This window comes from Burkholderia sp. AU6039 (genome assembly GCF_002223365.1).
Taxonomy (GTDB): domain Bacteria; phylum Pseudomonadota; class Gammaproteobacteria; order Burkholderiales; family Burkholderiaceae; genus Burkholderia.
Window position 1 is genome coordinate 2,218,807 of sequence record NZ_NKFK01000005.1, and the last position, 26,249, is coordinate 2,245,055.

Consider the following 26,249-nt stretch of genomic DNA (forward strand, 5'->3'; position numbering starts at 1 on the left):
CACGTCGTCCCGTCCGCCCGCTCCAGCGCCTGCCCACGCACGCGCGCCGGGTCTGCCGCTTGTTTCCCGCCCCCGAAAATCCGCTACCATCGACCGATCCCGCCGCCCCGCCCGGCACCGCCTCACGGTTCGAACGTCGATGAACATCCGGTTTCTTGAAACCTTCGTCTGGCTCGCGAAGCTGGAAAACTTCCGGCTCACGGCCGAAAAACTGCACACCACGCAGGCCGCCGTATCGAGCCGCATCGCGTCGCTCGAGGAGGCATTCGACGTCCGCCTGTTCGACCGCAACACGCGCTCGGCCACGCTCACGCCCGCCGGGCGCCGCATGCTCGCGTACGCGGAGCGGATCGTGCGGCTCGACGGCGAAATGCGCCGCGACATCGATGCGGCGAGCGATGCGGGCCTGATCCGGATCGGCGTGATCGAATCGATCGTGCACAGCTGGTTCCCCGCGCTGATGGCGCAACTGCGCGAGCGCTATCCGCGCCTCGACGTCGAGATCACCAGCGACACGACGCTGCACCTGATCCGCCTGCTCAGCACCGACGGCGTCGACCTGATCCTGCAGACCGACCCGGTGCCGGGCCCCGATTTCACGAACCTGCCGCTGTGCGAATTCCCGGTGCGCTGGGCGGCCAGCCCGCGCCTCGGGCTCGGCGGCCAGGCGCTCGACGTCGCGCGCCTGGCGGAATTCCCGATCATCAGCTTCTCGCGCCACTCAGGACCGCACGCGACGATCGAGCGGCTGTTCGCGGCCGTCGAGCGGCCGGCCAGCATCAACTGCATCACGTCGGTCGCCGCGATGATCCGCCTCGTCGCCGACGGTTTCGGCGTGGCCGCGCTACCGCCCGCGATCATCGGGCGCGAACTCCACGAAGGCACGCTCGAACTGCTCGACGTCGAACCCGAATTCCCCGCGCTGCCGCTCGTCGCGACGTATCGCAGCCAGGGCCTGCCGGTGGCCGCGCGCATCGCGGAACTGGCCAGCGAAGTCGCGCGCGCGATGGCCGCCGCCGCGCATCACGCAAAGACGGCCGCGCCCGACAACGTGAGCAAAGCACCCGCCCGTCCCGCGACAAAGGCCAAAGCGACAGCACCGGCAAAAGCGAAACGCACGACGCCATCCGCCCCGGCCGCCGCGAAACGCCGCCCGCGCCGCTCATAAGAAAACCTGTTCACCGCGAATTTGTTTTCTTGTTGGACGGGCGCGGCCCGTCTTCGGGAAACTGCGGTTCCTGACACCCCGTCACGAGGAACCCCGCGATGACCCGCCTTTCCCTTCCACACGGCCAGCTTTGCGTCTGGACGGATATCGACCCCGCGCACGAAGCCGATTTCAACGCGTGGTACGACCGCGAGCACATGCAGGAACGTGTCGCGATTCCCGGCTTCACGCATGCGCGGCGCTTTCGCGCGACCGACCGCGGCCCGCGCAAGTACCTCGCGCTGTACGTGACGGACGCGCTCGACGTGTTCCATGGCGACGCGTACCGGCGCGCGTTCACGCAGCAGAGCGCATGGTCGCTCGCGAATTTCGAGCGCATGACGGGCACGCAGCGACGCGTCGGAGAACTGACGATCGAGGCCGGCGACGGTGAAGGCGCGCATCTCGCGCTGTTCGTGCTGCCGCCGGATCGCATCGACGTGCCGCATCTGCGCGAGCGTTTCGACGACGTGCTGCACGAACCGGGCATCCACGCGGCACGACTGTTTTGCACCGCGCCCGAGCTGTCCGCGCCGATCGGCGCCGCTGCGGCCGCGCGCCCGGCCGCCGATGCGCTCGTGCTGATCGAAGGCAGCGATGCGGCCGCGACCCGCCGCGTGGCCGCCACGCTCGCCGGGCACGACGACGTGCGCACCTTCGAGCTGCTGTGGCGCGCTGCCGCGCCGCCGCACGTCACGCACGGCGACGTCGAAACCGCACCCGCTGCCGCGGCATGTTCGGCCTGATCGCCCACGCCGGCCGCACCGCAGGCGCGATGCACACCCACGCATCGGCCCGGCGCCTCATCCCGTTCACCATCACGACCTGCCCGACACCATGAACACGCTCGCCCAGCCCGCCGCCCACGCGCCCCGCCGCGTCCGCACCAGCCGACTCGCGACCGCGAGCATGATCGGCACGTCGCTCGAGTGGTACGACTTCACGATCTACAACACGCTCGCCGCACTCGTCTTCAACCACCTGTTCTTTCCGTCGGTCGATCCGCTGGCCGGCACGATCCTCGCGTTCTCGACCTATGCGGTCGGCTACGTATCGCGCCCGCTCGGCGGCTTCGTGTTCGGCAATCTCGGCGATCGCATCGGGCGCCGCGCGGTGCTGATGCTCACACTCGTGCTGATGGGCGTGACGACCGCGCTGATGGGCGCGCTGCCGACCTATGCGCAGGCCGGCATCCTGAGCCCGATCCTGCTCGTCGCGCTGCGCTTCGTGCAGGGCGTCGCGCTCGGCGGCGAATGGGCCGGCGCGGTGCTGCTGTCGGTCGAGCACGGCGACCAGAAGCGGCGCGGGCTGTCCGCATCGTGGACGCAGATCGGCCCGTCGTTCGGCACGCTGCTCGGCACCGGCTGCATCGCGCTCGTGACGCTGTCGACCACGTCCGGCGATTTCCTGTCGTGGGGCTGGCGCGTACCGTTCGCGGCCAGCGCGCTGCTCGTCGTGTTCGGCTTCTGGCTGCGGCGCGGTGTCGACGAAACGCCGCAGTTCGAGCAGCTCGCCGAATCGCACGCGACTGCCGAGGTGCCCGTCGCCGACGTGCTGAAGTACCACTGGAAGCGCCTGCTGATCGCGGGTGGCTCGCGGATCGGCTCGGACGTGCTGTATGCGCTGATCGTCGTGTTCACGCTCACCTACGTGACGACCGTGCTGCACCTGTCGCGCCCCGTCGCCTTGACGGCCGTGATGATCGGCACGGCCTGCAACGCGCTCGCGGTGCCGTGCTTCGGCGCGCTGTCGGACCGCTTCGGCCGCCGGCCCGTGTATCTCGCCGGCGCGCTCGCCGGCATCGTGTGGGCGTTCGTGTTCTTCACGCTGCTCGATTCGGCGCGCCCCGGCGCGATCGTCGCGGCCGTGGCGATCGGCCTCGTGATCCACGCGGTGATGTACGGCCCGCAGGGCGCGTTCGTGACCGAACAGTTCCCGACCCGCGTGCGCTATGCGGGCTCGTCGCTCGCGTACACGCTCGCCGGCATCGTCGGCGGCGGCTTCGCGCCGCTCGTGATCGCCGCGCTGTTCCGGCAGACGGGCACGACGACGGCCGTGTCGCTGTATGTCGCCGCCGCGCTCGTCGTCACGTCGATCGCGCTCCTCGTCGCACGCGAAACCGCGCACAAGCCGCTCGCGGATTGAACGTCGCCGTCAGCAAGCCGTTTCATTCCTTCGCACTTCAACCGGATACCCGCATGCCAACCCTGTCGTTTAATGTCATTCCCCGGAAAGGTGCGCCGGCCACCGTCGACGTCGAGATCACGCGCGTCGTGATCGCCGGCTGGGCCGGCCGCGATCCGGCCGCGATCCAGGCGCATATCGACGAACTCGCGGCGCTCGGCGTCGCGCCGCCGTCGACCACGCCCTGCTTCTATCGTGTGTCGGCCGCGCTGCTGACGCAGGCGCCCACGATCGGCGTGCTCGGCGCACGCTCGGGCGGCGAGATCGAATGCGTGCTGGTCGACAGCCCGGCCGGCACGCTCGTGACCGTCGGCTCCGATCATACGGATCGTGAGGTCGAAGCGTACGGCGTCGCGGTGTCGAAGCAGGTGTGCGCGAAACCGCTCGGCCACCACGCGTGGCTTTACGCCGACGTTGCGGATCACTGGGATGCGATCGAGATGCGTTCGTGGCTGATTTCGCGCGATGGCGGGCGGACGGCGTACCAGCACGGCGCGGTGAGCGGTTTGCTTGCGCCCGAGGTGCTGTGGCAGCGCTTCGATGACGGCCGGACGATGCCCGCACGCGGCGCGATGTATGGCGGCACGGTTGCCGTGCATGGCCCGATCGCGGCAATGGGTGACGGCGAGGCGTTCGAGATGGAGCTGCACGATCCGGTGCTCGGGCGCAGCCTTCGGCACCGCTATGCGGTGGAGGTATTGCCGGTCGTGGCATAGCGGGTAACGAGGCGCGGCACATCGGCGCGCCAGCGTTCTGTCGCCGCGCCGGCTCCCGCTAATACGCTTAAAAGCAGTGATAGTCGGGAAAGTTGAACTGCGAGTTGCCGCAATACAGCACACCAGCCAGGTTGGTACACCCGCTCAATGCAAGCATCATTGCGCCCGCAACCGACACTTTCCATCCGAAATGCAACATTGCGCCCCCGTTTCCGCCTTTTCGACATGAGCCGACATGATGCGCATCGGACGGGCCCGGGTATGTGGAGAATTGTTGTGCCGCGGGTTCTGCGGTTCGCCATCGCGCCTGCCCGTGCCAGAGCATGAACCCAGGCCCGGGCCGTTGCTCACTTGAGACACCCGAGCCCCACCAGCGTCGCTTCCACCGCCGTGTCGAGCGGCGTCACCGGCTCACGGCCGAGCACCGCGGTCACCCGCGTGTTGTCGAGCCGGATCGGCTCGCGCCACAGGTAGCGCATCTCGAGCAATTCGCGCAGCGTCGTGACGAACGGCGCCGCCGCCCACACGAACCACCACGGGAACTTGCGCACCGTCGGCCGCAGCCCGTGCCGCTGCGCGACGCGGCGCACGGCCTCCGCCATCTGCGTGCCGTCCGCATCCCAATGCCCGCCGAGATGAAAGCGCGCGAACGGTTCCAGCGTGTCGCGCCGCTCGATCAGCTCGACCATCGCGCGCGCGGCATCCGGCACGTACGACCATTGGTGCCCGATGCCGTCCCGCCCCGGCACGCTGATGGCCGCCACCGGCTGCCCGGCCTTGACGAACCCCGCCGCGAACCAGCTGTTGCCGGTGAGCTTCGGCCCGAAGAAATCGCCGGCGCGCACGATGATCGTGCGGACGCCCTGCCCGGCCGCATCCTGCAGCCGGCGCTCCAGCTCGACGCGAATCGCGCCCTTGCGCGTCGACGGATGCTGCGGCGCATCTTCGACCAGCACCGGAAACGCATCGGCGCCGTAGTTGTAGACGGTGCCCGGCAACACGACGGTGGCCCGCTCCGCCTTTGCCGCCGCGATCGTGTTGTCGATCATCGGCAGCACCTGCCCGGCCCAGTTCCGGTAGCCCGGAGGATTCACCGCATGCACGATCACGCCGCAGCCGCGCGCGGCGCGGACGACCGCGTCGCGATCCATCGCGTCGCCGCGCATCCAGGTGATGCCGTCGCGCTCCACGACTTCGGCATCGAGCCCGCGCTTCAACCCGCGCACTTGCCAGCCCGCATCGCGCAACTGCCGCGCGACTTCCCCGCCAATTCCGCCGCTCGCGCCGAGCACGAGTGCCTGTCGTTGCGTCCCGCCTGCGTGGGTCGTCATTGCCGCTCTCCTTGAATGAATGTCCGTGATGACACGCATTCTGGCGCGGCTTCGGCTACCAAGGAATTGCCCAACCTGATAGATCAGCTATACATTTATGCATGACCACCGATCTGAACTGGGAACGCTACCGCACCTTTCTCGCCGTGCTGACGGAAGGCTCGCTGTCGGGCGCGGCGCGCGCCCTCGGCATCACGCAGCCGACGGCCGGCCGCCACGTCGCGGCACTGGAGGCCGCGTTCGGCCAGACGCTGTTCACGCGCTCGCCGTCCGGCCTGTTGCCGACCGAGGCGGCGCTCGCGCTGCGTGGCCATGCAGAGGCGCTGCGTAGCGCGGCGGCCGCGTTCGAGCGCGCGGCCGCGAGCCACGGCGCCGGCGTGCGCGGCATCGTGCGGATCTCGGCCAGCGACGTGATCGCCGTCGAAGTGCTGCCGCCGATGCTCTCGCAATTGCGGCGCAACCATCCGGGGCTCGTCATCGAACTGGTGCCGACCGACCGCCTGCAGGACGTGCTCAAGCGCGAGGCCGACATCGCGGTCCGGATGACGCCGCCCATGCAGGAGGCGCTGGTTGCGCGGCGTATCGGCGCGGTCGATGTCGGGCTGTATGCGCGCGACGATTACCTGGCGCACAACGGCGTGCCCGAGACGACCGACGCACTCGCGCATCACGCGCTGATCGGCTTCGATACGGTCACGCCGTTCATCCGCTCGATGGGCCGCAGCATGCCGCTGTGGAAGCGCGATGCGTTCTCGCTGCGCACCGACAGCAACCTCGCCCAGCTCGCGATGATCCGCGCCGGCTACGGGATCGGCTTCTGCCAGAGCGGGCTCGCGAAACGCGACACGCGGCTCGTGCGGGTGCTGCCGGACACGCTCGCGATGCAGCTGGAAACCTGGGTCGTGATGCACGAGGACCTGCGGTCGAGCCCGCGCTGCCGCGCGGTGTTCGATGCGCTGGCCGACGGGCTGCGTGCGTATGTGAGCGGCGAAATCGTCGAATAAACGGTGCGCGGCGACGGCACGGACGCAGTGAACGAAGCGCGCGCGGCGCTATTCGTAGATTTTCCCGGCGAACAGGATGTCCGCCATGCGCCGCCACGGATTGTCGGGCACGTCGTAGAAACGCAGCCCTTCCTCCGACGCCTCGGCCCAGTCGACCATCGCGTCCAGGTACTCGCCGATCGAGCGGTTTTCCCAGCCGAGCGCGGCGCGGGCGTACGGCGACGGCGGCACGTCGGCCTCGAGCTGGCGCTCCGTGTTCCAGTCGTGGCCGAGCACGCGCAGGAATTGGATCAGCGAGCGTTCGTCGACCACGCGCTCCAGCGCATCCTGCAGCTTCGCGGCCATCTGGCGTTGCAGTTCGTCGTTCATTTTTATGTTCCTTCGCGCGCCTCTCAGGGACGCGCCGCCGCCAGTCGTGCGGCCCGGTTTTACATCAGCAATTGCCGCGACAGCACCTCGCGCGCCTGCGTGACGGCTTCGCGTTCGCCGGGCATCGGCGGCGTCAGCGAAAACACCGCGTCGGGCAGCGGCGGCAGCCGGTATTTCGCGCCGAGCCGCATCATGCCGTCGCCGATCGCCGACGCGCACAGGCAGCCCACCCCGAGCCCCGCCGCCAGCATCGACTGCAGCCCCGCCACCCCGGACGCGCTGTGCACGAGCCGGTACGGCATGTGCTGCTCGTCGAGCGAGCGCACCGCGACCTGATGCATCATGCAGTCGTCCGGCAGCAGCACGAGCGGCAGCGGCTCGGGCAACTGCTCGGCGAGCGCGGGCGATGCGACCCACGACAGCGGTTCGCGCCGCAGCACCCAGCGCGTATCGGCCGACGCCGGCCGGAACGGCCCGCTCGACAGGTTCATCACCACGCCGAGATCGACCTGCCCGCGCGCATGCGCGGCCTCGATATCGGCACTCTTCATCGCGCTGACGTGCAGGCTCAGTTGCGGGTAGCACTCCCGCAGCCGCGCGAGCAAGCCCGCGACTTCGTTGGTCCGGTAGTAATCGGTGATCGCGACGCGCAGCTCGCCCTTGATCGCCTGCCCACGCACTTCGTCGAACGCGGCCTCGTTCAGCGCGACGATGCGCCGCGCGTGCTGCAGCAGCCGCGAGCCGGCCGGCGTCGGCTCGACCCCGCGCTTGCTGCGCACGAACAGCGGCACGCCGGCGCGCGATTCGAGCTTGCGCACCTGCTCGCTGACCGTCGACTGCGACAGGTGCAGCAGCGGCGCGGCGGCCGTCAGGCTGCCGGCATCCGCGACCGCCGCGAAAGTACGCAACTGATCCAGGTCGAAACCGCGCATCGCCATTCCCCATCCATCGATTAACCCGATGGATGCTACCACCAATTCCCGCTTTTCCGATTCATTGCCACCACCCAGAATGGGGGTCAATCGCCCGCCCACGGCCGAACCGGCGCTTCTGTCGTCGCGTCCGGCGTGAATGCGGCACTCATTCTTTCGGACCTGCTTCCATGACGAACGACACCCTTGCCCCCTGCGTGCCGGCCGGCACGGCCGCCGCGGCGACGCCGCGCAGCCACCACGGCTGGGCGCTGGTGGTCCTGCTGGTTGGCGCGATTTTGCCGCCGCTCGACTACTTCATTGTGAATCTCGCGCTGCCGGCCATCCGCGACGGCATCGGCGCGCGCCCGGCCGAGCTGCAGCTGGTCGTGTCCGCGTACGCGTGCGCGAACGCCGTCGTGCAGATCACCGGCGGCCGGCTCGGCGACCTGTACGGCCGCAAGCGGATGTTCATGATCGGGATGGCCGGCTTCGTCGTCGCGTCGACGCTGTGCGGGCTCGCCGGCAGCGGCGCGGTGCTCGTCGGCGGCCGCGTGCTGCAGGGCCTGTTCGCCGCGATCCTCGCGCCGCAGGTGCTCGCGACGATCCGCAGCGTGTTCAGCCCGCAGGAGCAGGTGCGCGTGATGGGCTTCTACGGTTTCGTGTTCGGCCTCGCGGCCGTGATCGGCCAGCTCGGCGGCGGCGCGTTGATCAGCCTGCATCCGTTCGGGCTCGGCTGGCGCGCGATCTTCCTCGTCAACCTGCCGATCGGCATCCTGGCGCTGATCGGCAGCTGGCGCTTCATCCCGGAAAGCCGGCCGCCGAAAGGCCAGCGCATCGACGTGCCGGGCATGGTGCTGCTGTCGCTGTTCCTGCTGATGCTCGTCTATCCGCTCACGCACGGGCGCGAGGCCGGCTGGCCGCTGTGGATGGTCGCGTGCCTCGTCGGCGCGCTGCCGATGCTCGGCGCGCTGCTGGCGGTCGAGGCGCGCCGTCTCGCGGGCGGCCACGATCCGCTGCTCGACGTGCGCCTGTTCCGCAACCCCGTCGTCGCGCTCGGGCTCGTGCTGGCGTTCCTGTTCTATACGCTGAGCGCGTTCTTCCTGAGCTACGGAATCTACCTGCAGGGCTGCCTGAACTGGTCGCCGCTCGCGTCGGGGCTCGCGATCCTGCCGCTCGGGCTCGGTTTCCTGTCGAGCCCGCTGCTGATGCCGCGACTCGTCGGCCGGTTCGGCGGCTATCGCGTGCTCACGCTCGGTTTCGCGATGCTCGCGGCCGGCGTCGCGACGGCCGCCGCGCTGGCGGGTGCAGCCACGCCGGGCATCGGCTTTTACGTGGGGATCGCGGCGATCGGGATCGGCCAGGGCCTCGTGCTGCCGTCGGTAGTGCGGATCGTGCTCGCGGAAGTCGACACGGCGCGCGCGGGAGTCGCCTCCGGCATGGTCACCGCGATGCTGCAGATCGGCGCGGCCGTCGGCGCGGCGACGCTCGGCGGCGTGTTCTTCGCCCGGCTTGGCGCGCATCCGGCCGCGCTCGATTACGTGCAGGGCTTCAGGACGTCGATGTTCGCGCTGACGGCCGTCCTGCTCGTGTGCATCGCGCTGTCGGCGCTGCTCGGGCCGCTGCATCGGCGGCTGCATGCAGGCGGGTAAGCGGGACGGGAAGCGTTGCGACGGCAGGGTCTGATGCGGAAGCGATGCCGATGCAGGTGCGGCCGCTCGCCGGTCTCGGGCATCACGCGTGATGCTTGCGTTGAGCCTGGCGCGCTTCCCATTCGGCCAGCTCGACGCGATACCGCGCGAGTGCTTCGTCGTAGAGATCGAAGACGCACGGCGAGCAACCGCTGTTGCAGCAGTCTTCGAGTTCGGGCTGGATGGGCGGGGTCGGACGGGGATCGTCGACGGACGGATCCGGAGAGACAGTGTTGGGCACGGCGAAAATCGAATGAATGGACGCGTTCAGTATAAGCGGATGCCGCACGGCATGCGTGCCGCGCGGGCCATACCATGCTGCGTCATATCCCCAGTATCGTCACCTGGTCCTGGCGGATCCGGACCTCGCGCGTCCATGCATCGATTTCGGCAATCACTTCCGCAAGCGCAGCGCAACGCGTGTCCGGACGGTCGATGAAATCCTGCCGCGAATCGCGGAACACGAAGCCGAGCCGCTCGAGTGCCGTCGTTCGCTGCGTGGCGTCGCTCACGCTTCGCCGGGCGCTGATCCATAATGGCGCGATTGTCGGCGAACCCGGCGACGCCGTCGATGTCTCGCTTCCATCGCATTCCGGCCGGCGCACGACCCGAACCCACCACGACGCTCGCCGCCGCATCCTCGTCATCGCCCCACAGGAGCCGCACGATGGCCGAAGCAGTGAATCCGCCGGAAGTCTGGACGCCGTTCGGCGCGTTCTCGATGGCCGTGATCCAGGGCGATGGCCGGATCGTGCATCTGAAGGGGCAAGTGTCGCTCGACCGCGACGGCCAGGTGGCCGGCCACGGCGACATGCGCACGCAGGTACGCCAGACGCTCGACAACATCCGCGCCGTGCTCGCCACGATGGGCGGACAGATGCAGGACGTGATCTCGCTCGTTCACTACGCGACCGACATCGATGCCTTCATGCAGGCCGGCGACATCCGCAAAGCGGTCTTCGCCGAGCCCTATCCCGTGACGACGACCGTCCAGGTCGAGCGTCTCTACCATCCCGATCTGCTGATCGAGATCACCGCTGTTGCCGAGATTCCGCTGGCACGGTTTCGGCGGCCTGCACCGCGCGCGTGACTCAGCGATGTGGCGATGTGGTACCGCGCCGTATGACGCGCCGGCCGTCACCTTCCCGACCGGCGCGCCTGCGCACAATCCACCCGCTTACTTCCCCTGCGTGCCCGGCTTAACGGCCCCGGCCCCCGCCTTGTCGGCCAGCGGCTGCCACGCGGCGCCGAGCGAATACCAGTCCACACGGCGCGTGAGCGTCATGATGCCGGCGAGGATCGCGAACAGCAGCAGCGAACCGAGCATCAGCGCGTTGTCTTCCGACAGCAGCAACCCGTAGAGCGCCGCGTACAGCACCGCGAGCAACACCGCGAACACCGCCCCGCGCTTCACGCTGTGCAGCACGAACGACAGGTAGAAGGCGAGCAACCCGATGCAGGCGCCGCTCGCCGCGAGATACGCATACGCGAACTTGATGTGTTCGGACAGGCTCAGCAGCAACAGGAAGAACAGCGCGAGCGACAGGCCGACCAGCGTGTACTGGATCGGGTGAATGCGCAGCCGCTTCACGAGTTCGTACATGAAGAAGCTTGCAAACGTGAGCATCACGAACAGCGCGCCATACTTCGTCGCACGCTCGGCCTGCAGATAGACGTTCACGGGTTCGATCACCGACACCGACGCCATTTCGATCGCGCCTTCGCCGTCGCCCGAGATGATCTGCTCACGCGCCTTCGTGTTGAACGACGTCACGCGCCAGTTGCCGGTGAAGCCGCGCGCATCGACCGTGCGGTTGTTCGGCAGGAATGCGCCGTCGAAACTCGGATGCGGCCACGTCGATTTCAGCGAGAAATCGTTCTGGTCGCCCACCGGCGCAAACGCGACGGAATCCGCACCGCGCAACGGCAGGTCGACGCTGAACGGTACGACCGCCCCTGCGTTTGCATCCGCCAGCGCCGCAAGATCGACGTTCGCGTGCACGCCCTGGCGCAGGCTGTCCAGCCGCGTGCCCTGCTCGACGTCGAAGCGCGTGCCGCCGATGCGCAGGTCGGGCTGCGCGGTCAGCCCGCGAATGTCGCCGATGCCGATCGACACATAGGCATCGTCGATCTTGAAACTCACGTGGCCGTCCGCCTGCGGCATCTTCTTCAGGTCCGGCAACGGCAGCGTGCCGGTCATCCGGCTTGCCAGCTCGTACACCAGCGCCTTGTGGATGCCGCGATAGCGGACGCTGGTCGTCAGCGTGCCGTCGACGTTCAGCGTCTTCGGAAACACGAGCAGGCGCTTCGTCTCGCTGCGCAGGCTCGTCTTCGTCGCGCCGCCGGCCGGCGAATCGTCGCGCACCCGCGTGACTTCCGTGTAGTGCACGACGAGCACGGGGCCCGCCACCGTCTGCGGCCCCGCATAGCTCGACCAGATACTCTGCAGCGCATCCCGGCGATAGGCGGCGCGTTCGTGCACGATGCTTTGCACCATCTGCAGCGGGATCAGGATCAGCAGCGCGAGAAACGCGGTGATCGCGAATTTGAACAACAGGACTCGATTCATGGCCGACAGGTACCGGAGTAAAAGGGTACGGTCAGCATGATCCGGCCCGGTGAAGGGCGATTGAAGCCGGTGTGAAGCGAAGGTGTGGCGAACGTGAAGTTGAAGGGAGTTCAGCCCGCCGACGGCAGCGTGAGCGTCGCGCACGCGCCGCCTTCGTCGCGGTTCGCGAGCGCGACCTGGCCGCGGTGCAGCATCGCGACCTCGCGGACGAAACACAGCCCAAGGCCGGTGCTGCGATCCTGGCCGTCGGGGCGCGGCAGCGAATAGAAGCGCTCGAACACGCGCGCCAGTGCGTAGTCGGGCACGCCGGGGCCGTCGTCGGCCACACGCACGACCGCGACGTGCGCCTTGCCCGCCGGCTGCCGTTCGAGCGCGATGCGGATCGTGCTGCCCTGCGGCGCGAAATCCAGCGCGTTGTCGAGCAGGTTGCCGAGCGCCTGGCGCAGCAGGAACGGATCGCCTTCGACGCTCGCCGGATCGGCCGCATCGTGCGCGTCGATCGCGAGGTTCACGCCGCGCTGCCGCGCGCGCGGCTCGATATCGTCGACGAGCTGTTCGAGCACCGGCCGCAGCGCGACCGGTTCGCGCACCGACAGGCGCTGCTTCTGCTCGACTTCGGCCAGCGCGAGCAGCTTGCGGATCATCTGTTCGAGGCGGCCGGCCTGGCGGCGGATGTTCTCGGTGAAGCGCCGCCGGTTCGCCACCGGCATGTCTTCCTGCAGCAGTTCGGCCGCGCCGCTGATCGCCGCCAGCGGGCTCTTCATCTCATGCGTGAGCGTATGGATGTAGGTCTCGACGTACTGCCGGTCTTCCAGCCGCTGATGCATGCTTTCCACCGCGCGCCCGAGTTCGGCCAGCTCGCTCGCGCCCTGCAGCGGCATGTCGGCGCGCTCGCCCGCCGCGATCGCGCGCGCATAGCGCTGCAGGCGCCGCAGCCCGACCACCAGCCACCACGTGCAGGCCACGCCGATCAGGATCGCGCCGCCCATCAGCAGCGCGCCGTACAGCATGATCTTGCGCTGGCTGCGCGCGATGAACGGCGCGACCGTCTGGTTCGGCTTCGCGATCGTCAGCACGCCGATGATCGCGTTGCCATGCCGGATCGGCGCCGCCACGTGCATCACGGTGCTGCTGTCGTCGTTCGGATCGCTGCGCGTGCTGCGCGCGCCGTACTCGCCGCGCAGCGTCCGGTACACGTCGTTCCAGCGCGAATAGTCCTGCCCGACCGCGCGGCCGGACGAGTCGTAGCGCACGATGCCGTGCGCGTCGGTGATGTAGAGGCGGTAGCCGATCGTGTTCTTCTGCACGCCCCACACGTTCGCGCTGATCGGGCGTTCGTGCAGGTTCGACAGTTGCCGCGCGAACGCGCCGTTGGCGATGTGGCCGTTCGCCAGGTCGTCGGCGGCCAGCGTCGCGAGCACTTGCGCGGTATCGACGAGCGTGTCCTCCATCGCCTCGCGCACGCCCGGCTTCACCTCCTGCACGAACACGCGCAGCGTGATCAGCGCGGCCAGGCCGACGATCAGGAAAAAGCCGAAGAAGATGCGCAGGCCGATATGCATGGGCGGTGCCGGTCGTTACGGTTGCAGCGAATAACCCATCCCGCGATGCGTGCGGATCGGGTCGCGCTCGGGGTCGATCGCGCGCAGCTTCGCGCGCAACGTCTTGATGTGCGTGTCGACCGTGCGGTCGGCCGAGTCGAATGCCTCGTGCCACACGAGGTCCATCAGTTGCTCACGCGAGTAGATGCGCCCCGGATGCCGGACCAGCAGCGCCAGCAGCCCGAATTCGTAGCGCGTGAGATCCAGTGCGTGGCCGAGCCACGATATGCGGGCGCCGTCGGTGTCGAGTGTGAAACCTGGTGCGATCGTCGCAGCCGGCATGGGCGCGGGTGCCGCTTCGGGCACGGCCGTCCGGTAGAAGCGCCGCAGGATCACGCGCACCCGCGCCGCCAGCTCACGCGGCGAAAACGGCTTGACCACGTAATCGTCGGCGCCGATCTCGAGCCCGACGATCCGGTCGATTTCATCGTGCCGCGCGGTGAGGAAGATCACCGGCACGTCGGAGAACGTGCGCAGCCGTCGGCACACCTCGAAGCCGCTGAGATCCGGCAGGCCGACGTCGAGCACCACGAGATCGACGCGCGTGTCGCGCAGGTGGTCGAGCGCCGCCTGGCCGAGCATGCAGTGGACGGTTTGCATGCCGTCGGTGCCGAGGGCATAGATGATCGTGTCCGCGATCGCCACTTCATCTTCGACGATCAGGATAGTGGGCTGATGCATGGTCTCAGTCAGGGCTCGCGCAATCCGGTGCGACATTGTACGCACGGCCGGCTGTGGCGCGAGCCCCTGCCTTGCCCTGCCGCGCTATGCCACGCGGCCGGTCACCGGAATCGACGCACCGGTGATCGCCTGCGCGTCGGCCGACAGCAGGAAGCCGATCGTCGCCGCGATCTGCTCCGGCTTCACCCAGCGCGTGAAATCCGCGTCCGGCATGTCCGCGCGGTTCGGCGGCGTATCGATGATGCTCGGCAGGATCGCGTTCACCGTCACGCCGCGGTCGAGCAGTTCGGCCGCCAGCGCCTCGGTGAGCCGCGCGACGCCGGCCTTCGCGGCCGCGTAGGCGCCCATCCCCGTGCCGGCCTTGAACGCCGCGCCCGCGCCGATGTTGACGATGCGCCCGGCCGGGTTCGCCAGCAGGTGCGGCAGCGCGGCCTTCGATGCGTTCAGCGCGGTCTTCACATTCAGCTCGTACATGCGGTCCCACGTGGCGGCGTCGCCGTCGGCGATCGTCTGCCACACGAACGCGCCCGCGATGTTCAGCAGCGCGTCGACCCGGCCGAATTCGCGCTGCACGGTATCGAGCGCCTGCGCGGCGGCCTGCGGATCGACGAGATCGATGCCGCCGATGCGCAGCGCGTCGGGCGGCACGCCGGGCAGCGCCTGCGCCGCCGGGGCCGCGCCGCGGCCGATCAGCGCGACGCGTGCGCCGCGCTCGCCGAGCCACGCGGCCGTCGCGACGCCCAGGTGACCGAATCCGCCGGTGATCGCGACTGCCTTGCCTTTGAAATCGTGTTCCATCGATGTTTTCTCCTGGATCGAGGGTTGCTTGATGATGCGTGTTGCATGAGCGATGCCGGCCGCGGCATGCGTGCGCGGCCGGCAATGTGCCACAGGGTAGCGCCGTTCACGCATCCGTGCGCACCGCGACGAGGCTGCGACGGCGCGGTTCCTCCGTCGTTTCGCCCGGGTTGTCAGGGCGATGCAGCGGTCGGCGCCGGCGTGCATGGCGTGTCGGAAGTGAAGCACGACACGGTGGCATCCGATACGGACCGCCTCGAACGCTCGATCGCGAAACAACGCGCGACGCAGAACGCGGCAAATGCGTGGCTGCCGACGGTGGCGGCGAGCTGACGCACCGGGCCGCCGGCTGCGAGGCCCGGCGGGCACGCAGGCGAGCGGCCGGGCATAATGCGCGAGGCCGGTCCGGCGCCACGCGCCGCGACCGTGCCGGACCACCCGACGGCCCGCATCATTTCCCGTCCCGAATCCTGAACTTCAATCCGTGAATGTCATGCAAGTACTCGTCGTAGGAACCGGCAAGCTGGCCAGCGAACTGCTCGACGCGCACCGGCTCGACCCGGCCACCTGCCGCGTGATCCCCTGGTCGGACAGCGCGCGCGACGACGCGCAGCGCAGCGACGCCCGAACGATCGTCGTGCATGCCGGTTCCGGCCGCGAACTCCCCGCTGTGATCGCGTTCTGCGAGGCCACCGGATCGCCACTCGTCGAACTGTCGACCGGCTCCGCGCTCGAAACCGGCTCGCACGCTTTCCCGGTCGTGCTGTGCCCGAACACGAACATCCTGATGCTCAAGTTCATGAGCATGCTGGAAACCAGCGGCCACCTGTTTCACGACTGCCGGATCAGCGTGACGGAGTCGCACCAGGCCGGCAAGACGTCCGTCCCCGGCACGGCCGTCGGGATCGGCCAGTCGCTCGGCGTGCGGCCGGAAGACATCCGCTCCGTGCGCGACCCGGACGTGCAGCGCAGCGAATTCTCGGTCGACGACGATCAGCTCGGCCGCCATGCGATTCACCGGATCCGCATCGACGACGGCGCGTGCAGCCTGCAGTTCGAATCGCGCGTGGTGGGTGCGACACCTTACGCTGATGGCGTGTCGCGCATCGTCGACGCCGTTCGGCAGCACGATCTCGAGCACCGCCGCTATTCGATCGTCGAGTTCATCCGCAACGGCTGGCTGTAGTCGCGGCGATGCGCGGCGGCCGGCACGCGCGCGTGGCAGCGCAGAAGTTTTTTGTTCAACGCAAGAAGAGGTTCGGTGCCGATTTCCGTGGAGGTCGTCGATCGCCCGATCCGCGACATCCGGGCCGCCATGAATCGCGCCGGCCGGCACGTGACGTCCCGCATGGCCGGCGTTCAAGATCACGCCAGCCGGCTTCGCCGCCACGGCCGCTCGGGAAATTCGACGAGCAATCTCCCTGCCGCATTCGCTGGCAAGTTATCGGCCGAGGTTCATTCGCCGAGATGGGGCGCGAGTCACCGTCACGCGCCGCCAAGCACCGCTCCGCTCTCGGGCAACGTCGCACCGCCGTCGACGACGATCGTCTGCCCCGTGATGTAAGCGGCATCCGCCGATGCGAGAAACAGCATCGCGTTCGCGATATCTTCCGGTTCGCCCATCCGCGCGAGCGGAATGTCTTGCGCGATCTGCGTCGCGACCGACGCGTCGCCGAGATTGCCGGCCGCCGGCGTGCGAATCATGCCCGGCTCGACGCCGTTGACCGTCACGTTGCGGCGCGCGAGTTCCAGCGCCGCCGCACGAATGAAGCCGTTCACGCCGGCCTTCGACGCCGCGTAATGCGCGAGCCCCGGATACGCGACACGCGGCCCCGTCACCGACGACGTGACGAGCAGCCGCCCCGCTCCCGCGCGCTCGAATGCCGGCAACGCAGCCTGCGCGAGCCAGAACAGCGCCGACAGGTTGACCGAGAGCGTCCGGTCGAGCGTCGGCTCGTCGATCTGCGTGAACGGCGTCAGCGGAAAATACGCGGCATTGTGGACGACCACATCGAGCCGGCCACCGTCGCGCTCGACCGCCGCGACCAGTGCGCCCAGTTCGTCGCGGCTGGCGGCATCCACCCGATAGGCGCGCGTCTCGCCGCCCGCGCTCGCGAGCGCATCGGCCTGCGCGGCGGCGGCTTCGCCGTTCAGGTCGGCAAGCGCGACGAACGCGTCGGATTCCGCGAATCGGCGTGCGATCGCCGCGCCGATCCCCTGCGCGGCGCCCGTGACGAGCACGACGTGCCCGCTGAAATCCGCCCGCAGGCGGCCGCTGCCCGGCACGGCATTCATCGCTGCGCCTCGCCGTCGAGCGGATGCACGGTTTCGTTGAGCACCTGCGCGTGCGCGCCGATCGGGAAATTCGACAGCGTGCCGAAATCGCCGCCCTGGTAGCCGAAGATCTTGCCGTCGGTCTTGCGCTGCGCGAGGTCGATCAGCACGACGCCGAGCGTCGGCACCACCTTTTCTCGCCACACGAAGAGATACAGTTCGTCCGCAATCCTGAAGTAATGACAGCGGTCGACATCGGCCAGCCCGCCTTCGACACCCTGCAGGCACTGCCACGCATAGAAATTCTCGTTCAGGTAGATGTGCTCGTAGCATTCGGTCGGGCTATAGCGATACATCGTCCGCTTGCCGATCAGCTCGCGCGTGGGCCCGTGCAACGGCCCCGGCTGCGTGTGGCCGCCGAGCGTGCCGTGCCGGAACTCGGCCTCGACGCCCGTCAGCGGCAGCCCGCGCGCAACCCGTGTGAACGCGTCGATGCGCGTGTCGGCTTCGGTCGGCAGCGCGCCGACGACCGACGTCCATACGCCGTTGTCGAGATCGATCACGAGACTGACCGACGTCGCGCGGGCGGCCGAATCGATGTAGTCGACGAAGTACAGCGCGTCGCGCAGCCGCGTCACGCGGCACGGCTCGCGGCCGCCCGTATCGGTCGCCGCATCGCGCCACTGCAGCGCGCCGGGCTCGAACGTATAGACGCGCCATGCCCCCGATGCGTCGCCGAGCACAAGCGTCCGCCCGGCGAGCGCGTCGACGGATGCGAGGATGTTCGCTTCCGGCGCGAAGCCGTCCGCGAGCGCGCCAACCTGAATGAATACCGGATCCTGTCGTTCCACCTGCCGCCTCCCGCGCAGCTTCAGGCCCGGCGGGCCGTGTACGCTGCTCATGTGCACATATGGTGCGGGCTGCGCGCGCCGCGCGGTATCGGCCAAAAGGATGAAGGGCGCGCGGCGCCGGAACGCGCTAAAGTGCACGACATCCGCGCCGCAACCGGCGCGAGGAGCGCACATGCACCGCGTCACCCATTACCGACGGACCGACGAAGGCATCGAGGCAATCAGCCTCGAATCCGACCGTGCATTTCCACGCCACGCGCACGACGAATTCGGGGTCGGCGTGATCGTCAGCGGCGCGCATCGGTCGTGGAGCGGCCGCGGGCAGGTCGACGCACTGGCCGGCGACGCGATCATGGTCAACCCGGGCGAGATGCACGACGGCTCGCCGATCGAGGCCGGCACGGGCCGGCGCTGGCGAATGCTGTACCTCACACCCGCGCTGGTTGCTGGCGTGGCGGCGGAAGAAGGCCTCGGCGGTATCGAACTGGCGCATCCGGCGGTACGCGACGCGCGACTCACGGCTGCCGTCGGCCAGCTGCATGCACGTATCGTCGCGGGAGAATCCCAGCCGCTCGCCCGCGACGAGGCGCTCGTGATGCTCGTCGCCGGGCTGCTTGCCCGGCATGCGAACCGCACGCTGCCGGCGGCGGGCGTCGCACCGGCAATCCGCCTCGCCCGGGAGCGGCTCGACGCGACGCCGGCCGCGCCCGTTTCGCTCGCCGAGCTGGCCGACCTGAGCGGCGTCAGCCGCTTCCAGCTGCTGCGCGGGTTTGCCCGCGAAGTCGGCATCACGCCGCACGCGTACCTGATCCAGTCGCGTGCGCGGCTGGCGCGCGCGCTGCTTGCCAGCGGCTTGCCGATCGCGGATGCCGCGGCCGAAGCCGGCTTTGCCGATCAAAGCCATTTGACGCGCGCGTTCGCGCGCCAGTTCGGGATCACGCCGGGGCGGTTCACGCAGGCCGTTTGACGCCGCCGTCATCCCGCGGGGCCCGTCGTCGACATACCGGCCTCGAAGGCTGCGCTCACATCGACAACTGCGACGGCACACCGCGCCATGCGCTGCTCGCGGTGGCTGTCGCCCGCCCCTGCGGCCCAAGCATGCCGAGTCGCGCGCGCCGTATTCGACATGCCCGCGCGCGCTGCAATTTCATTCAAGACGCGCACCGCGGCCGTACGCGACGATGCGGCGCATGAAGACACGACTGATTGGCTATCTCTATCTCGCCGCCGCAATGGCAGGCGTCGGCAGCACCGTCATCGCGAGCCGTCTCGCGGCCGGCGGCCTGCCGCCGTTCGCGGCCACGGCGCTGCGCTTCCTGATCGCGACACCGCTGCTGTTCGCGCTGATGCGCGCGCAGCGCATGCGCTGGCCGCGCCTCTCCACTCACGACGCCGTGCTGCTCGTCATCCAGGCGGCGGCGGGCGGCGTCGGTTATACGGTGCTGCTGATCTGCGGCACGAAGCTGTCGTCGCCGCTCGATGCGGGCGTGATGCTCGGCACGCTGCCCGCGATGTCGACGCTGATCGCGGCCGTCGTGCTGCGCGAGCGGCAGACGCCGCGCGACTGGATGGCCGCCGCGCTCGCAACGGCCGGCGTGCTGTTCGTCACATTCGCGCCCGGCCAGGCCCTGCCGTCGCTCCGCACGCTCGCCGGCGATGCGCTGGTGCTGGCCGCCGTCGCCTGCGAAGCCGTATTCATCCTGCTCAACCGGCGGCTGGCCGCACCGTTGCCGCCGCTGGCGCTGTCCACCGCGATGTCCGGCCTCGGCTTCGTGCTCGCCCTCGTGCCGGCCGCGTTCGAATGGCACGCGGTGGCGACTGGCTGGACTGTCGACGCGGTGTCGGCGATCGCCTACTACGCGCTGGTGCCGACCGTGCTCGGCTACCTGTGCTGGTATGCCGGTTCGGCACGCACGAGCGGAACCGAGGCCGCGCTGTTCACGGCGGTCGCGCCGGTCTCGGCCGTGCTGTTCGCGGTCGTGCTATTCGGCGAAACGCTCAGCGGCACGCGTATCGCGGGTATCGCGCTCGTCGTCGCCGGCATGGTCGTCGGCGCGACGCGGCGACGCGAACCGCCAGCCGTAGCACGCAATACGCACCCGGCGAATCCGGATCGACCGTCCCGCCCCACGCCCGCCGCGCAAACAGCCACCGACTGACTCGCGCTCATCGCTTCGTTGCTTCGTTGCTTCGTTGCTTCGTTGCTTCGTTGCTTCGTTGCTTCGTTGCTTCGTTGCGGAAACGGCGGCGGCTCCGCCGCGCCGTATAAGCTGTCGATCCTCGCGCTTCCCCCGTGCGGCCGGCAACTGTAGGAATGTGTCCGCGCACCGCAAAACCGTTGCGCACCACCCCGCAAGATGCAATATTCGCGTGGCCGGGACCTTTGACAACCATCGCACAACAATCCGCCACGCAATGAACAGGAAGGAAGCCAAAACAAGAATCGCGGTGCTGCTGTCCGCGGGAACGAGGAAGGCCGACGCATTGGCCGAACTGTCCGGACAGGGGCTCAAGGATCGCGTGCTCGCGCACCTGATCGCGTCGCGCCCCGATCCCGAACGCTGCCGCAAGAACAAGCTGCACATCCGGATCCTGGTCGCGCTCGGCATCGCGCAACTCGCGATCAGCCTCATGCTCGCGTACTACTTCTTCGCCACCGGCGCCGGCAACGGCCTCGTGCTGGTGTTCCTCGCGCTGACCGTGCCGCTGTCGCTGCTGTTCATCTGGGGCTTTGCAACCAATCGTGTCGGCGCGTACCACGCGTTCATCCTGCTGTCGCTGCTGCAGGTGCCGAAGACCATCGCCGAGCTCGGACGCGATCCGTCGACCGCGCTGCCGAGCCTCGCGATCACGGTCCTGCTGGTGGGCTATGTCTGGTTCGTCCGCAACCGCCTGTTCCCCGACTACGGCTGGTTCACGCCGCGCAAGGTCGAAGGCCGTTACGCGTTCGTCGAGCACGCCTGACGCCACCGGCATCGAGCGCCGGCCGCACGAAAAAAGGCGCCGGGCCGCCCCGCAATCGCGGGGCGGCCCGGCGCCTTCTGCATTCCGGAACCGGTCGGCTTACTTGGCCTTTTCAGCCGAATCGCTGATCGCCTGGCCGCCCTTCGAAATGTCCTGCCCCACACCGGCGACCGTGTTGCAACCGGCAAGCGCGGCGGTCACCACCAGCAGCATTGCAGCAATCGTACGCGTCATTCTCATTCTCCTTGGAATCAACAAGCCCGACGGGCGAATCGTTTGCGGCGTCGCGCCCGGCAGATGCTGGGCACGGGGCCTGACCTGATTATACGGAGACGGCCGCCGCGCGCCAGTCCGAACCCGCCGCCTGTCACGCGGGCCACACAGCCGGTTCGCGCAGATTTTCCTTGACTTCAACACGCGAGGAACTAATATACGCACCGCGTATATTTCTCGTCAGGAGCCGCCGATGACCGTTCCCCAGCAAGCCTTCCTCCGCGACGCCATGCGCCGCCTCAACATGACGCGCGAAGCGTTCGCCAGCCGCATCGGTGTGAGTCGGCGCGCGCTGGATACCTGGCTTCTGCCCGACGATTCGCAGGAATCGCGCGGGATGCCCGAGATCGTCGAACGCTTCGTGTCGGAAATCGTCGAGCGCTCGGTACCGGAAGGCGGCAACTATACGCAAAGCGTAGATAATCAGGGGCTCGCCAAGCAGTTCTTTTTCGAGGGCAAGCCGCAGCTGCTGTCGGTCGACCAGTTCTCGCGGGAATCGGTCGAGGCGCTGTTTCGCGTGGCCGACGTGATGCAGCCGATCGCGCGCCGCCACAAGATTTCGCGCGTGCTGGAAGGCGCGGTGCTCGGCAACCTGTTCTTCGAGGCCAGCACGCGTACGCGCGTGTCGTTCGGCGCCGCCTTCTGCCGGCTCGGCGGTTCGGTGTGCGATACGACGGGCTTCACGTTCTCGTCGATGGCCAAGGGCGAATCGATCTACGACACGAGCCGCGTGATGGCCGGCTATGTCGACGCGCTCGTGATCCGCCATCCGGAGAAAGGCTCGGTGGCCGAGTTCGCGCGCGCGACCAACCTGCCCGTGATCAACGGCGGTGACGGCCCCGGCGAGCACCCGAGCCAGGCACTGCTGGATCTCTATACGATCCAGCGCGAGTTCTCGCGGCTCGGCAAGATCGTCGACGGCGCGCACATCGCGCTGGTCGGCGACCTCAAGTACGGCCGCACCGTGCACTCGCTCGTCAAGCTGCTCGCGCTGTACCGCGGGCTCAAGTTCACGCTCGTATCGCCGCCGACGCTCGAGATGCCGGCCTACATCGTCGACCAGATCGCGACGAACGGCCACGTGATCGAGCAGACGACCGATCTCGCCGCCGGGCTGCGCGGCGCGGACGTCGTCTATGCGACGCGGATCCAGAAGGAGCGCTTCACCGACGAGTCGTTCGAAGGCTACACGCCGGATTTCCAGATCAACCAGGCGCTCGTCGATTCGGTGTGCAAGCCGGACACGCTGATCATGCACCCGCTGCCGCGCGACAGCCGGCCCGGCGCGAACGACCTGTCGGTCGACCTGAACCGCGACCCGCGCCTCGCGATCTTCCGCCAGACCGACAACGGCATTCCGGTGCGGATGGCGATCTTCGCGGTGCTGCTCGGCGTCGAGAACCTCGTCCAGCATTCGATGCGCGACGCGACGTGGCGCCCGCCGGCCTATCTCGGGCCGGAGGATGCGGTGTTTCACGGGGTTGATTGAGAAGGAACTGCGGGGGCGAGCCAGTCAGGCGCCCCTAGGTTCAACGGAAAGCGCGCCCGGCAGGCCCGGCTGCGCTTTTTTTACGCGCGGTGGAAAGGTAGGCAATCAGCGCCTAGGACGCCCACGGATCGATTACCCGCAGGCCGACCGACTCGAACGGCGCGACGTCGCGCGTCGCAATGATCAACCCGTTCGCCTCGGCCGTGGCGGCGATAAAAACGTCGGCAGGCGCGATCGCACTGCCAGAGGCGCGCGCACGCGCTCGAATGCTCGCATACGCTTTGCTCGCCGCATCGTCGAACGGCAGAATCCTGCCGCGAAACAGCGGCACGACGCGCTGCTCGATGCTTTCGTGCAACAAGTCTCGCCTTCGCCCCTCCGGCATTGCCGCAACGCCGAAGCGAATTTCGGCGAGACTGATCGCGGCGAGAAACAATGTCTCGACGTTCTGAGCATCGAGCCACTCGACCACGGCCGCACTCGGCTCACGCCGCAGCGGCTCGGAAATGACATTCATATCAACAAGGATCATTCAAAGCTCATCGGATTAGTTGGCGTCCTGTCGCGCTGAACGTCGAAATCGACGCCGCCTGCCTCCCGTCCGATTTCGGCCAGCAGCGCTCCCAGCTTGAGCCGACCGCCCGGTAAAACGGCCTGCTCGAGGATGTCGCGCACTTCCGCTTCGGTGCTACGCCCGTGCTGAGCCGCGCGAACCCGAAGCGCCCGATGCACTTCATCGGGCAAATTTCGAACGGTAATGACTGGCATGATGCACCTCACCAAGATTGCTTTCAGTGCAGTCATCCTGGCACTTTGCTGTCATGGTTGATGCCCCGCGACAAAACCACTCTACCCCGCCCGACAAGCCCGCCCCACCTGGCCTTTCGGCCATCAACACCGTCCCGCACGCCCCACAACCACCCCGTCACATTCCTCAACAATTTCCCAACAAGCGATAACACGAATGCTTCTCATTTAAGTTGAAATTACATAGAATGCCGCCTGAAAACAAATCGTAATAATTCCCGGCGGCATGCACACTTCCGTAGCGCACCGCCCCCGGGGCCACACCGCGAGGTCGAAGCGCACCATGAAGTCACGTCCCGACGAGCTGAAGCTCGGCAAATTCACCACCCTGTGCAGCGTGCTCGCCGCAAGCCCGGCCTTCGCGGCGGACGGCACGCCGCCGCCCGCCCCGGCCGGCACCGAAGGCCATCTCGCGCCGATCGAGGTCCAGGGCAAGGCCGAACACAGCTACAAGGCCGACTTCTCCGCTTCCGCGAAATTCACCGCGCCGCTCGTCGACACGCCGAAGTCCGTCACCGTGATCCCGCAGGAACTGATCCAGAACAGCGGCGCGTCGACGCTGACCGAAGCGCTGCGCACCGTGCCCGGCATCACGTTCGGCGCCGGCGAAGGCGGCAACCCGCTCGGCGATCGTCCGTTCATCCGCGGCTACGACACGCAGGGCAGCATGTTCGTCGACGGCATGCGCGACACCGGTGCGACGACGCGCGAGATCTTCAACACCGAGCGCATCGAGATCACCAAGGGTTCCGACGGCGCGTACGGCGGCCGCGGCGGCGCGGGCGGCAGCATCAACCTGATCACGAAGGCCCCGCACCTCGGCACCACCGCCGCCGCGAGCGCGGGCCTCGGCACCGACCGCTACCGCCGCTTCACGGCCGACGGCAACTGGCAGTTCGCCGACCACGCCGCGTTCCGCCTGAACCTGATGAGCCACAACAACGACGTCGCCGGCCGCGACGCGGTGAACAACGAGCGCTGGGGCGTCGCACCGTCGATCGCGTTCGGCCTCGGCACGTCGACGCGCGTCGTCGCGAGCTACTACCACCTGCAGACGGACGACCTGCCCGACGGCGGCATCCCGTACTACTACGGCTTCAACCTCCCGAAAGGCGTCGCCACCGACGGCCCGGCGCCCGTCGACCGCCACAACTTCTACGGCCTGACCAACCGCGATTTCCGCAAGACGACGTCGGACATCAGCACGCTGAAGATCGAGCACGACATCACGTCGTCGCTGACGATCCGCAACACCACGCGCTATACGGAATCGACGCAGGACTACATCTGGACGCAGCCCGACGACAGCCAGGGCAACGTGGTCAACGGCAAGGTCTGGCGGCGCGCGAACAACCGCAACAGCGCAATCAACAGCATCGCGAACCAGACCGAGCTGTTCGGCGAATTCCGCACCGGCCCGTTCAAGCACAGCTTCACGACCGGTATCGAGCTGTCGCGCGAATGGGGCAAGCGCGACACGTACAACGTCGCCGCCGCGAACGGCAAGATCTGCCAGAACGGTATCGGTGCCGCGTCGGGCTACAACTGCACGAGCCTGTGGTCGCCGAACCCGAACGACCCGTGGGCCGGCTCGATCACGCGCAACAACGACTACGCGTATGCGCGCACCGTGACGAAGTCGATCTACGGCTTCGACACGATCGAGATCACGCCGCGCTGGCAGGTCAATGCCGGCGTGCGCGTCGACGACTACTCGACGCGCTTCACCGACACCAAGGCCAACGGCGGCAAGACCACCACGCGTGACGACACGCTCGTGAACTGGCAGGCCGGCCTCGTGTTCAAGCCCGCGCAGAACGGCAGCATCTATGCGTCGTACGCGACGTCGTCGACGCCGGCCGGCATGCTGCTCGGCGAAGGCAGCGAAACGCAGTCGCTCACGCCGGGCCGCGGCGGCGTCGGCTCGAACGCCGATCAGCTGTCGCCGGAGAAGAACCGCAGCATCGAGCTCGGCACGAAGTGGAACGTGCTGAACGACAAGCTCGCGCTGACCGCCGCGCTGTTCCAGATCGATACGACGAATGCGCGCGTGACGCTGCCGAACAACCAGTACGCGATGGTCGGCAACAAGCGCGTGCAGGGTCTCGAACTCGGCGTCGCGGGCCAGATCACGAAGCAGTGGCAGCTGTTCGGCGGCTATACGTACATGAAGAGCGAGCTGCGCGACAACGGCAAGGACACGGCGAACAACGGCAACCGGTTCCCGAACACGCCGAAGCACAGCTTCACGATGTGGTCGAACTACGACGTGACGCCGAAGTTCACCGTCGGCGGCGGCGCGTTCTACATGTCGCAGGTGTTCGGCGATCCCGCGAACCAGCACGCGGTGCCGTCGTACTGGCGCTTCGATGCGATGGCGCAGTACCGCATCAACAAGAAGCTCGACCTGCAGCTGAACGTGAACAACCTGTTCAACCGCACCTACTTCGACCAGGCGTATCCGGCGCACTACGCGTCGATCGCACCGGGCCGCTCGGCGTTCGTCACGCTGAACGCGCGCTACTGATC

General features: G+C 68.2%; 28 protein-coding genes. 14 read left to right on the plus strand and 14 right to left on the minus strand.

The annotated features are described in order from the left end of the window. Positions 1 to 139 precede the first annotated feature (139 nt). The 4 genes from CFB39_RS27650 to CFB39_RS27665 all read left to right on the plus strand — a co-directional run bounded on the left by CFB39_RS27650 (position 140) and on the right by CFB39_RS27665 (position 4,107). The gene (locus CFB39_RS27650; protein ID WP_089475217.1) at positions 140 to 1,168 is read left to right on the plus strand and encodes a LysR family transcriptional regulator; all 1,029 of its coding nucleotides are present in this window, start codon (positions 140 to 142) and stop codon (positions 1,166 to 1,168) included. 98 nt (positions 1,169 to 1,266) lie between these two features. Then, on the plus strand, positions 1,267 to 1,953 hold the full coding sequence (locus tag CFB39_RS27655; protein WP_089475218.1) for a DUF4286 family protein: 687 nt from the start codon (positions 1,267 to 1,269) through the stop codon (positions 1,951 to 1,953). Between the two features lie 79 nt (positions 1,954 to 2,032). After that, on the plus strand, positions 2,033 to 3,352 hold the full coding sequence (locus CFB39_RS27660) for an MFS transporter (protein WP_089475691.1): 1,320 nt from the start codon (positions 2,033 to 2,035) through the stop codon (positions 3,350 to 3,352). 53 nt (positions 3,353 to 3,405) lie between these two features. Then, positions 3,406 to 4,107 carry a DUF2848 domain-containing protein gene (locus CFB39_RS27665; RefSeq protein WP_089475219.1) on the plus strand — a complete coding sequence of 234 codons (702 nt, stop codon included), beginning with the start codon at positions 3,406 to 3,408 and terminating at the stop codon, positions 4,105 to 4,107. 347 nt (positions 4,108 to 4,454) lie between these two features. On the opposite strand, the gene CFB39_RS27670 is transcribed toward CFB39_RS27665, so the two are convergent. Next, positions 4,455 to 5,438 carry an NAD-dependent epimerase/dehydratase family protein gene (locus CFB39_RS27670; protein ID WP_089475220.1) on the minus strand — a complete coding sequence of 328 codons (984 nt, stop codon included), beginning with the start codon at positions 5,436 to 5,438 and terminating at the stop codon, positions 4,455 to 4,457. 101 nt (positions 5,439 to 5,539) lie between these two features. On the opposite strand from CFB39_RS27670, the gene CFB39_RS27675 reads away from it, so the two are divergent. After that, positions 5,540 to 6,442 (plus strand): LysR family transcriptional regulator, encoded by a 903-nt coding sequence (locus CFB39_RS27675; protein ID WP_089475221.1) that lies wholly within the window; start codon positions 5,540 to 5,542, stop codon positions 6,440 to 6,442. Between the two features lie 48 nt (positions 6,443 to 6,490). On the opposite strand, the gene CFB39_RS27680 is transcribed toward CFB39_RS27675, so the two are convergent. Together CFB39_RS27680 and CFB39_RS27685 are read right to left on the minus strand one after the other, a co-directional pair. Beyond that, entirely contained in the window at positions 6,491 to 6,811 is a 321-nt protein-coding gene (locus CFB39_RS27680) for a hypothetical protein (RefSeq protein WP_089475222.1), read from the minus strand. A 59-nt stretch (positions 6,812 to 6,870) separates the two neighbouring features. Beyond that, on the minus strand, positions 6,871 to 7,743 hold the full coding sequence (locus tag CFB39_RS27685) for a LysR family transcriptional regulator (RefSeq protein ID WP_089429065.1): 873 nt from the start codon (positions 7,741 to 7,743) through the stop codon (positions 6,871 to 6,873). 170 nt (positions 7,744 to 7,913) lie between these two features. Here CFB39_RS27685 and CFB39_RS27690 point away from each other — a divergent pair, with 170 nt between their 5' ends. Further along, positions 7,914 to 9,374 carry an MFS transporter gene (locus tag CFB39_RS27690; protein ID WP_089475223.1) on the plus strand — a complete coding sequence of 487 codons (1,461 nt, stop codon included), beginning with the start codon at positions 7,914 to 7,916 and terminating at the stop codon, positions 9,372 to 9,374. A gap of 82 nt (positions 9,375 to 9,456) precedes the next feature. Here the strand turns inward: CFB39_RS27690 and CFB39_RS27695 are convergent, their stop codons facing one another. Next, the gene (locus CFB39_RS27695; RefSeq protein WP_089475692.1) at positions 9,457 to 9,654 is read right to left on the minus strand and encodes an oxidoreductase-like domain-containing protein; all 198 of its coding nucleotides are present in this window, start codon (positions 9,652 to 9,654) and stop codon (positions 9,457 to 9,459) included. An 82-nt stretch (positions 9,655 to 9,736) separates the two neighbouring features. Further along, a complete protein-coding gene (locus tag CFB39_RS27700) occupies positions 9,737 to 9,925 on the minus strand; it encodes a hypothetical protein (RefSeq protein ID WP_089475224.1) in 189 nt (62 codons plus the stop codon). 155 nt (positions 9,926 to 10,080) lie between these two features. Here CFB39_RS27700 and CFB39_RS27705 point away from each other — a divergent pair, with 155 nt between their 5' ends. Continuing rightward, positions 10,081 to 10,503: a RidA family protein gene (locus tag CFB39_RS27705; protein WP_089475225.1), complete on the plus strand. Its 423-nt coding sequence runs from the start codon at positions 10,081 to 10,083 to the stop codon at positions 10,501 to 10,503. An 87-nt stretch (positions 10,504 to 10,590) separates the two neighbouring features. On the opposite strand, the gene creD is transcribed toward CFB39_RS27705, so the two are convergent. The 4 genes from creD to CFB39_RS27725 all read right to left on the minus strand — a co-directional run bounded on the left by creD (position 10,591) and on the right by CFB39_RS27725 (position 15,062). Beyond that, positions 10,591 to 11,982 (minus strand): cell envelope integrity protein CreD, encoded by a 1,392-nt coding sequence (gene creD, locus CFB39_RS27710; RefSeq protein ID WP_089475226.1) that lies wholly within the window; start codon positions 11,980 to 11,982, stop codon positions 10,591 to 10,593. 110 nt (positions 11,983 to 12,092) lie between these two features. After that, on the minus strand, positions 12,093 to 13,544 hold the full coding sequence (creC, locus tag CFB39_RS27715) for a two-component system sensor histidine kinase CreC (RefSeq protein WP_089475227.1): 1,452 nt from the start codon (positions 13,542 to 13,544) through the stop codon (positions 12,093 to 12,095). A gap of 15 nt (positions 13,545 to 13,559) precedes the next feature. Further along, complete coding sequence (gene creB, locus CFB39_RS27720) at positions 13,560 to 14,264, minus strand: two-component system response regulator CreB (RefSeq protein WP_089475228.1); 705 nt, start codon at positions 14,262 to 14,264, stop codon at positions 13,560 to 13,562. Between the two features lie 84 nt (positions 14,265 to 14,348). Then, positions 14,349 to 15,062: an SDR family NAD(P)-dependent oxidoreductase gene (locus CFB39_RS27725; RefSeq protein ID WP_089475229.1), complete on the minus strand. Its 714-nt coding sequence runs from the start codon at positions 15,060 to 15,062 to the stop codon at positions 14,349 to 14,351. Between the two features lie 210 nt (positions 15,063 to 15,272). Here CFB39_RS27725 and CFB39_RS40935 point away from each other — a divergent pair, with 210 nt between their 5' ends. Continuing rightward, positions 15,273 to 15,395, plus strand: a complete 123-nt coding sequence (locus tag CFB39_RS40935; RefSeq protein WP_256991464.1) for a hypothetical protein — start codon at positions 15,273 to 15,275, stop codon at positions 15,393 to 15,395. Between the two features lie 160 nt (positions 15,396 to 15,555). Continuing rightward, entirely contained in the window at positions 15,556 to 16,248 is a 693-nt protein-coding gene (locus tag CFB39_RS27735) for a dihydrodipicolinate reductase (protein ID WP_089475231.1), read from the plus strand. Between the two features lie 299 nt (positions 16,249 to 16,547). Here CFB39_RS27735 and CFB39_RS27740 read toward each other — a convergent pair whose 3' ends face one another. Both CFB39_RS27740 and CFB39_RS27745 read right to left on the minus strand, forming a co-directional pair. Then, entirely contained in the window at positions 16,548 to 17,357 is an 810-nt protein-coding gene (locus tag CFB39_RS27740) for an SDR family oxidoreductase (protein WP_089475232.1), read from the minus strand. After that, positions 17,354 to 18,187, minus strand: a complete 834-nt coding sequence (locus CFB39_RS27745) for a MoaF C-terminal domain-containing protein (RefSeq protein WP_089475693.1) — start codon at positions 18,185 to 18,187, stop codon at positions 17,354 to 17,356. Before CFB39_RS27745 ends, CFB39_RS27740 begins: the two co-directional genes overlap by 4 nt. Before the next feature lie 172 nt (positions 18,188 to 18,359). On the opposite strand from CFB39_RS27745, the gene CFB39_RS27750 reads away from it, so the two are divergent. The 3 genes from CFB39_RS27750 (at position 18,360) to CFB39_RS27760 (ending at position 21,151) form a co-directional block, all read left to right on the plus strand. Continuing rightward, a complete protein-coding gene (locus tag CFB39_RS27750) occupies positions 18,360 to 19,154 on the plus strand; it encodes an AraC family transcriptional regulator (RefSeq protein WP_089475233.1) in 795 nt (264 codons plus the stop codon). Positions 19,155 to 19,377: 223 nt separating this feature from the next. Continuing rightward, entirely contained in the window at positions 19,378 to 20,346 is a 969-nt protein-coding gene (locus CFB39_RS27755; RefSeq protein ID WP_256991465.1) for a DMT family transporter, read from the plus strand. Between the two features lie 256 nt (positions 20,347 to 20,602). Then, the gene (locus CFB39_RS27760; protein ID WP_089475235.1) at positions 20,603 to 21,151 is read left to right on the plus strand and encodes a permease; all 549 of its coding nucleotides are present in this window, start codon (positions 20,603 to 20,605) and stop codon (positions 21,149 to 21,151) included. A gap of 99 nt (positions 21,152 to 21,250) precedes the next feature. Here the strand turns inward: CFB39_RS27760 and CFB39_RS27765 are convergent, their stop codons facing one another. Beyond that, positions 21,251 to 21,385, minus strand: a complete 135-nt coding sequence (locus CFB39_RS27765; RefSeq protein WP_006485835.1) for an entericidin A/B family lipoprotein — start codon at positions 21,383 to 21,385, stop codon at positions 21,251 to 21,253. Positions 21,386 to 21,617: 232 nt separating this feature from the next. Here CFB39_RS27765 and CFB39_RS27770 point away from each other — a divergent pair, with 232 nt between their 5' ends. Next, positions 21,618 to 22,913, plus strand: a complete 1,296-nt coding sequence (locus CFB39_RS27770; protein WP_089427078.1) for an aspartate carbamoyltransferase — start codon at positions 21,618 to 21,620, stop codon at positions 22,911 to 22,913. 112 nt (positions 22,914 to 23,025) lie between these two features. Here CFB39_RS27770 and CFB39_RS27775 read toward each other — a convergent pair whose 3' ends face one another. Further along, positions 23,026 to 23,445, minus strand: coding sequence for a type II toxin-antitoxin system VapC family toxin (locus CFB39_RS27775; RefSeq protein WP_089475236.1), 420 nt, complete (start codon positions 23,443 to 23,445; stop codon positions 23,026 to 23,028). After that, a complete protein-coding gene (locus CFB39_RS27780) occupies positions 23,442 to 23,681 on the minus strand; it encodes an Arc family DNA-binding protein (protein ID WP_089475694.1) in 240 nt (79 codons plus the stop codon). Before CFB39_RS27780 ends, CFB39_RS27775 begins: the two co-directional genes overlap by 4 nt. A gap of 322 nt (positions 23,682 to 24,003) precedes the next feature. Here CFB39_RS27780 and CFB39_RS27785 point away from each other — a divergent pair, with 322 nt between their 5' ends. Further along, positions 24,004 to 26,247 (plus strand): TonB-dependent siderophore receptor, encoded by a 2,244-nt coding sequence (locus tag CFB39_RS27785; RefSeq protein WP_089475237.1) that lies wholly within the window; start codon positions 24,004 to 24,006, stop codon positions 26,245 to 26,247. The last annotated feature ends 2 nt before the right edge of the window (positions 26,248 to 26,249 follow it).

Coding starts and splice junctions, on each gene's coding strand:
- CFB39_RS27650 (WP_089475217.1), top strand. CDS start 140: ATGAACATCCGGTTTCTTGAAACCTTCGTCTGGCTCGCGAAGCTGGAA.
- CFB39_RS27655 (WP_089475218.1), top strand. CDS start 1,267: ATGACCCGCCTTTCCCTTCCACACGGCCAGCTTTGCGTCTGGACGGAT.
- CFB39_RS27665 (WP_089475219.1), top strand. CDS start 3,406: ATGCCAACCCTGTCGTTTAATGTCATTCCCCGGAAAGGTGCGCCGGCC.
- CFB39_RS27670 (WP_089475220.1), bottom strand. CDS start 5,438: ATGACGACCCACGCAGGCGGGACGCAACGACAGGCACTCGTGCTCGGC.
- CFB39_RS27675 (WP_089475221.1), top strand. CDS start 5,540: ATGACCACCGATCTGAACTGGGAACGCTACCGCACCTTTCTCGCCGTG.
- CFB39_RS27680 (WP_089475222.1), bottom strand. CDS start 6,811: ATGAACGACGAACTGCAACGCCAGATGGCCGCGAAGCTGCAGGATGCG.
- CFB39_RS27685 (WP_089429065.1), bottom strand. CDS start 7,743: ATGCGCGGTTTCGACCTGGATCAGTTGCGTACTTTCGCGGCGGTCGCG.
- CFB39_RS27690 (WP_089475223.1), top strand. CDS start 7,914: ATGACGAACGACACCCTTGCCCCCTGCGTGCCGGCCGGCACGGCCGCC.
- CFB39_RS27705 (WP_089475225.1), top strand. CDS start 10,081: ATGGCCGAAGCAGTGAATCCGCCGGAAGTCTGGACGCCGTTCGGCGCG.
- creD (WP_089475226.1), bottom strand. CDS start 11,982: ATGAATCGAGTCCTGTTGTTCAAATTCGCGATCACCGCGTTTCTCGCG.
- creC (WP_089475227.1), bottom strand. CDS start 13,544: ATGCATATCGGCCTGCGCATCTTCTTCGGCTTTTTCCTGATCGTCGGC.
- creB (WP_089475228.1), bottom strand. CDS start 14,264: ATGCATCAGCCCACTATCCTGATCGTCGAAGATGAAGTGGCGATCGCG.
- CFB39_RS27725 (WP_089475229.1), bottom strand. CDS start 15,062: ATGGAACACGATTTCAAAGGCAAGGCAGTCGCGATCACCGGCGGATTC.
- CFB39_RS27735 (WP_089475231.1), top strand. CDS start 15,556: ATGCAAGTACTCGTCGTAGGAACCGGCAAGCTGGCCAGCGAACTGCTC.
- CFB39_RS27740 (WP_089475232.1), bottom strand. CDS start 17,357: ATGAATGCCGTGCCGGGCAGCGGCCGCCTGCGGGCGGATTTCAGCGGG.
- CFB39_RS27750 (WP_089475233.1), top strand. CDS start 18,360: ATGCACCGCGTCACCCATTACCGACGGACCGACGAAGGCATCGAGGCA.
- CFB39_RS27755 (WP_256991465.1), top strand. CDS start 19,378: ATGAAGACACGACTGATTGGCTATCTCTATCTCGCCGCCGCAATGGCA.
- CFB39_RS27760 (WP_089475235.1), top strand. CDS start 20,603: ATGAACAGGAAGGAAGCCAAAACAAGAATCGCGGTGCTGCTGTCCGCG.
- CFB39_RS27765 (WP_006485835.1), bottom strand. CDS start 21,385: ATGACGCGTACGATTGCTGCAATGCTGCTGGTGGTGACCGCCGCGCTT.
- CFB39_RS27770 (WP_089427078.1), top strand. CDS start 21,618: ATGACCGTTCCCCAGCAAGCCTTCCTCCGCGACGCCATGCGCCGCCTC.
- CFB39_RS27775 (WP_089475236.1), bottom strand. CDS start 23,445: ATGATCCTTGTTGATATGAATGTCATTTCCGAGCCGCTGCGGCGTGAG.
- CFB39_RS27780 (WP_089475694.1), bottom strand. CDS start 23,681: ATGCCAGTCATTACCGTTCGAAATTTGCCCGATGAAGTGCATCGGGCG.
- CFB39_RS27785 (WP_089475237.1), top strand. CDS start 24,004: ATGAAGTCACGTCCCGACGAGCTGAAGCTCGGCAAATTCACCACCCTG.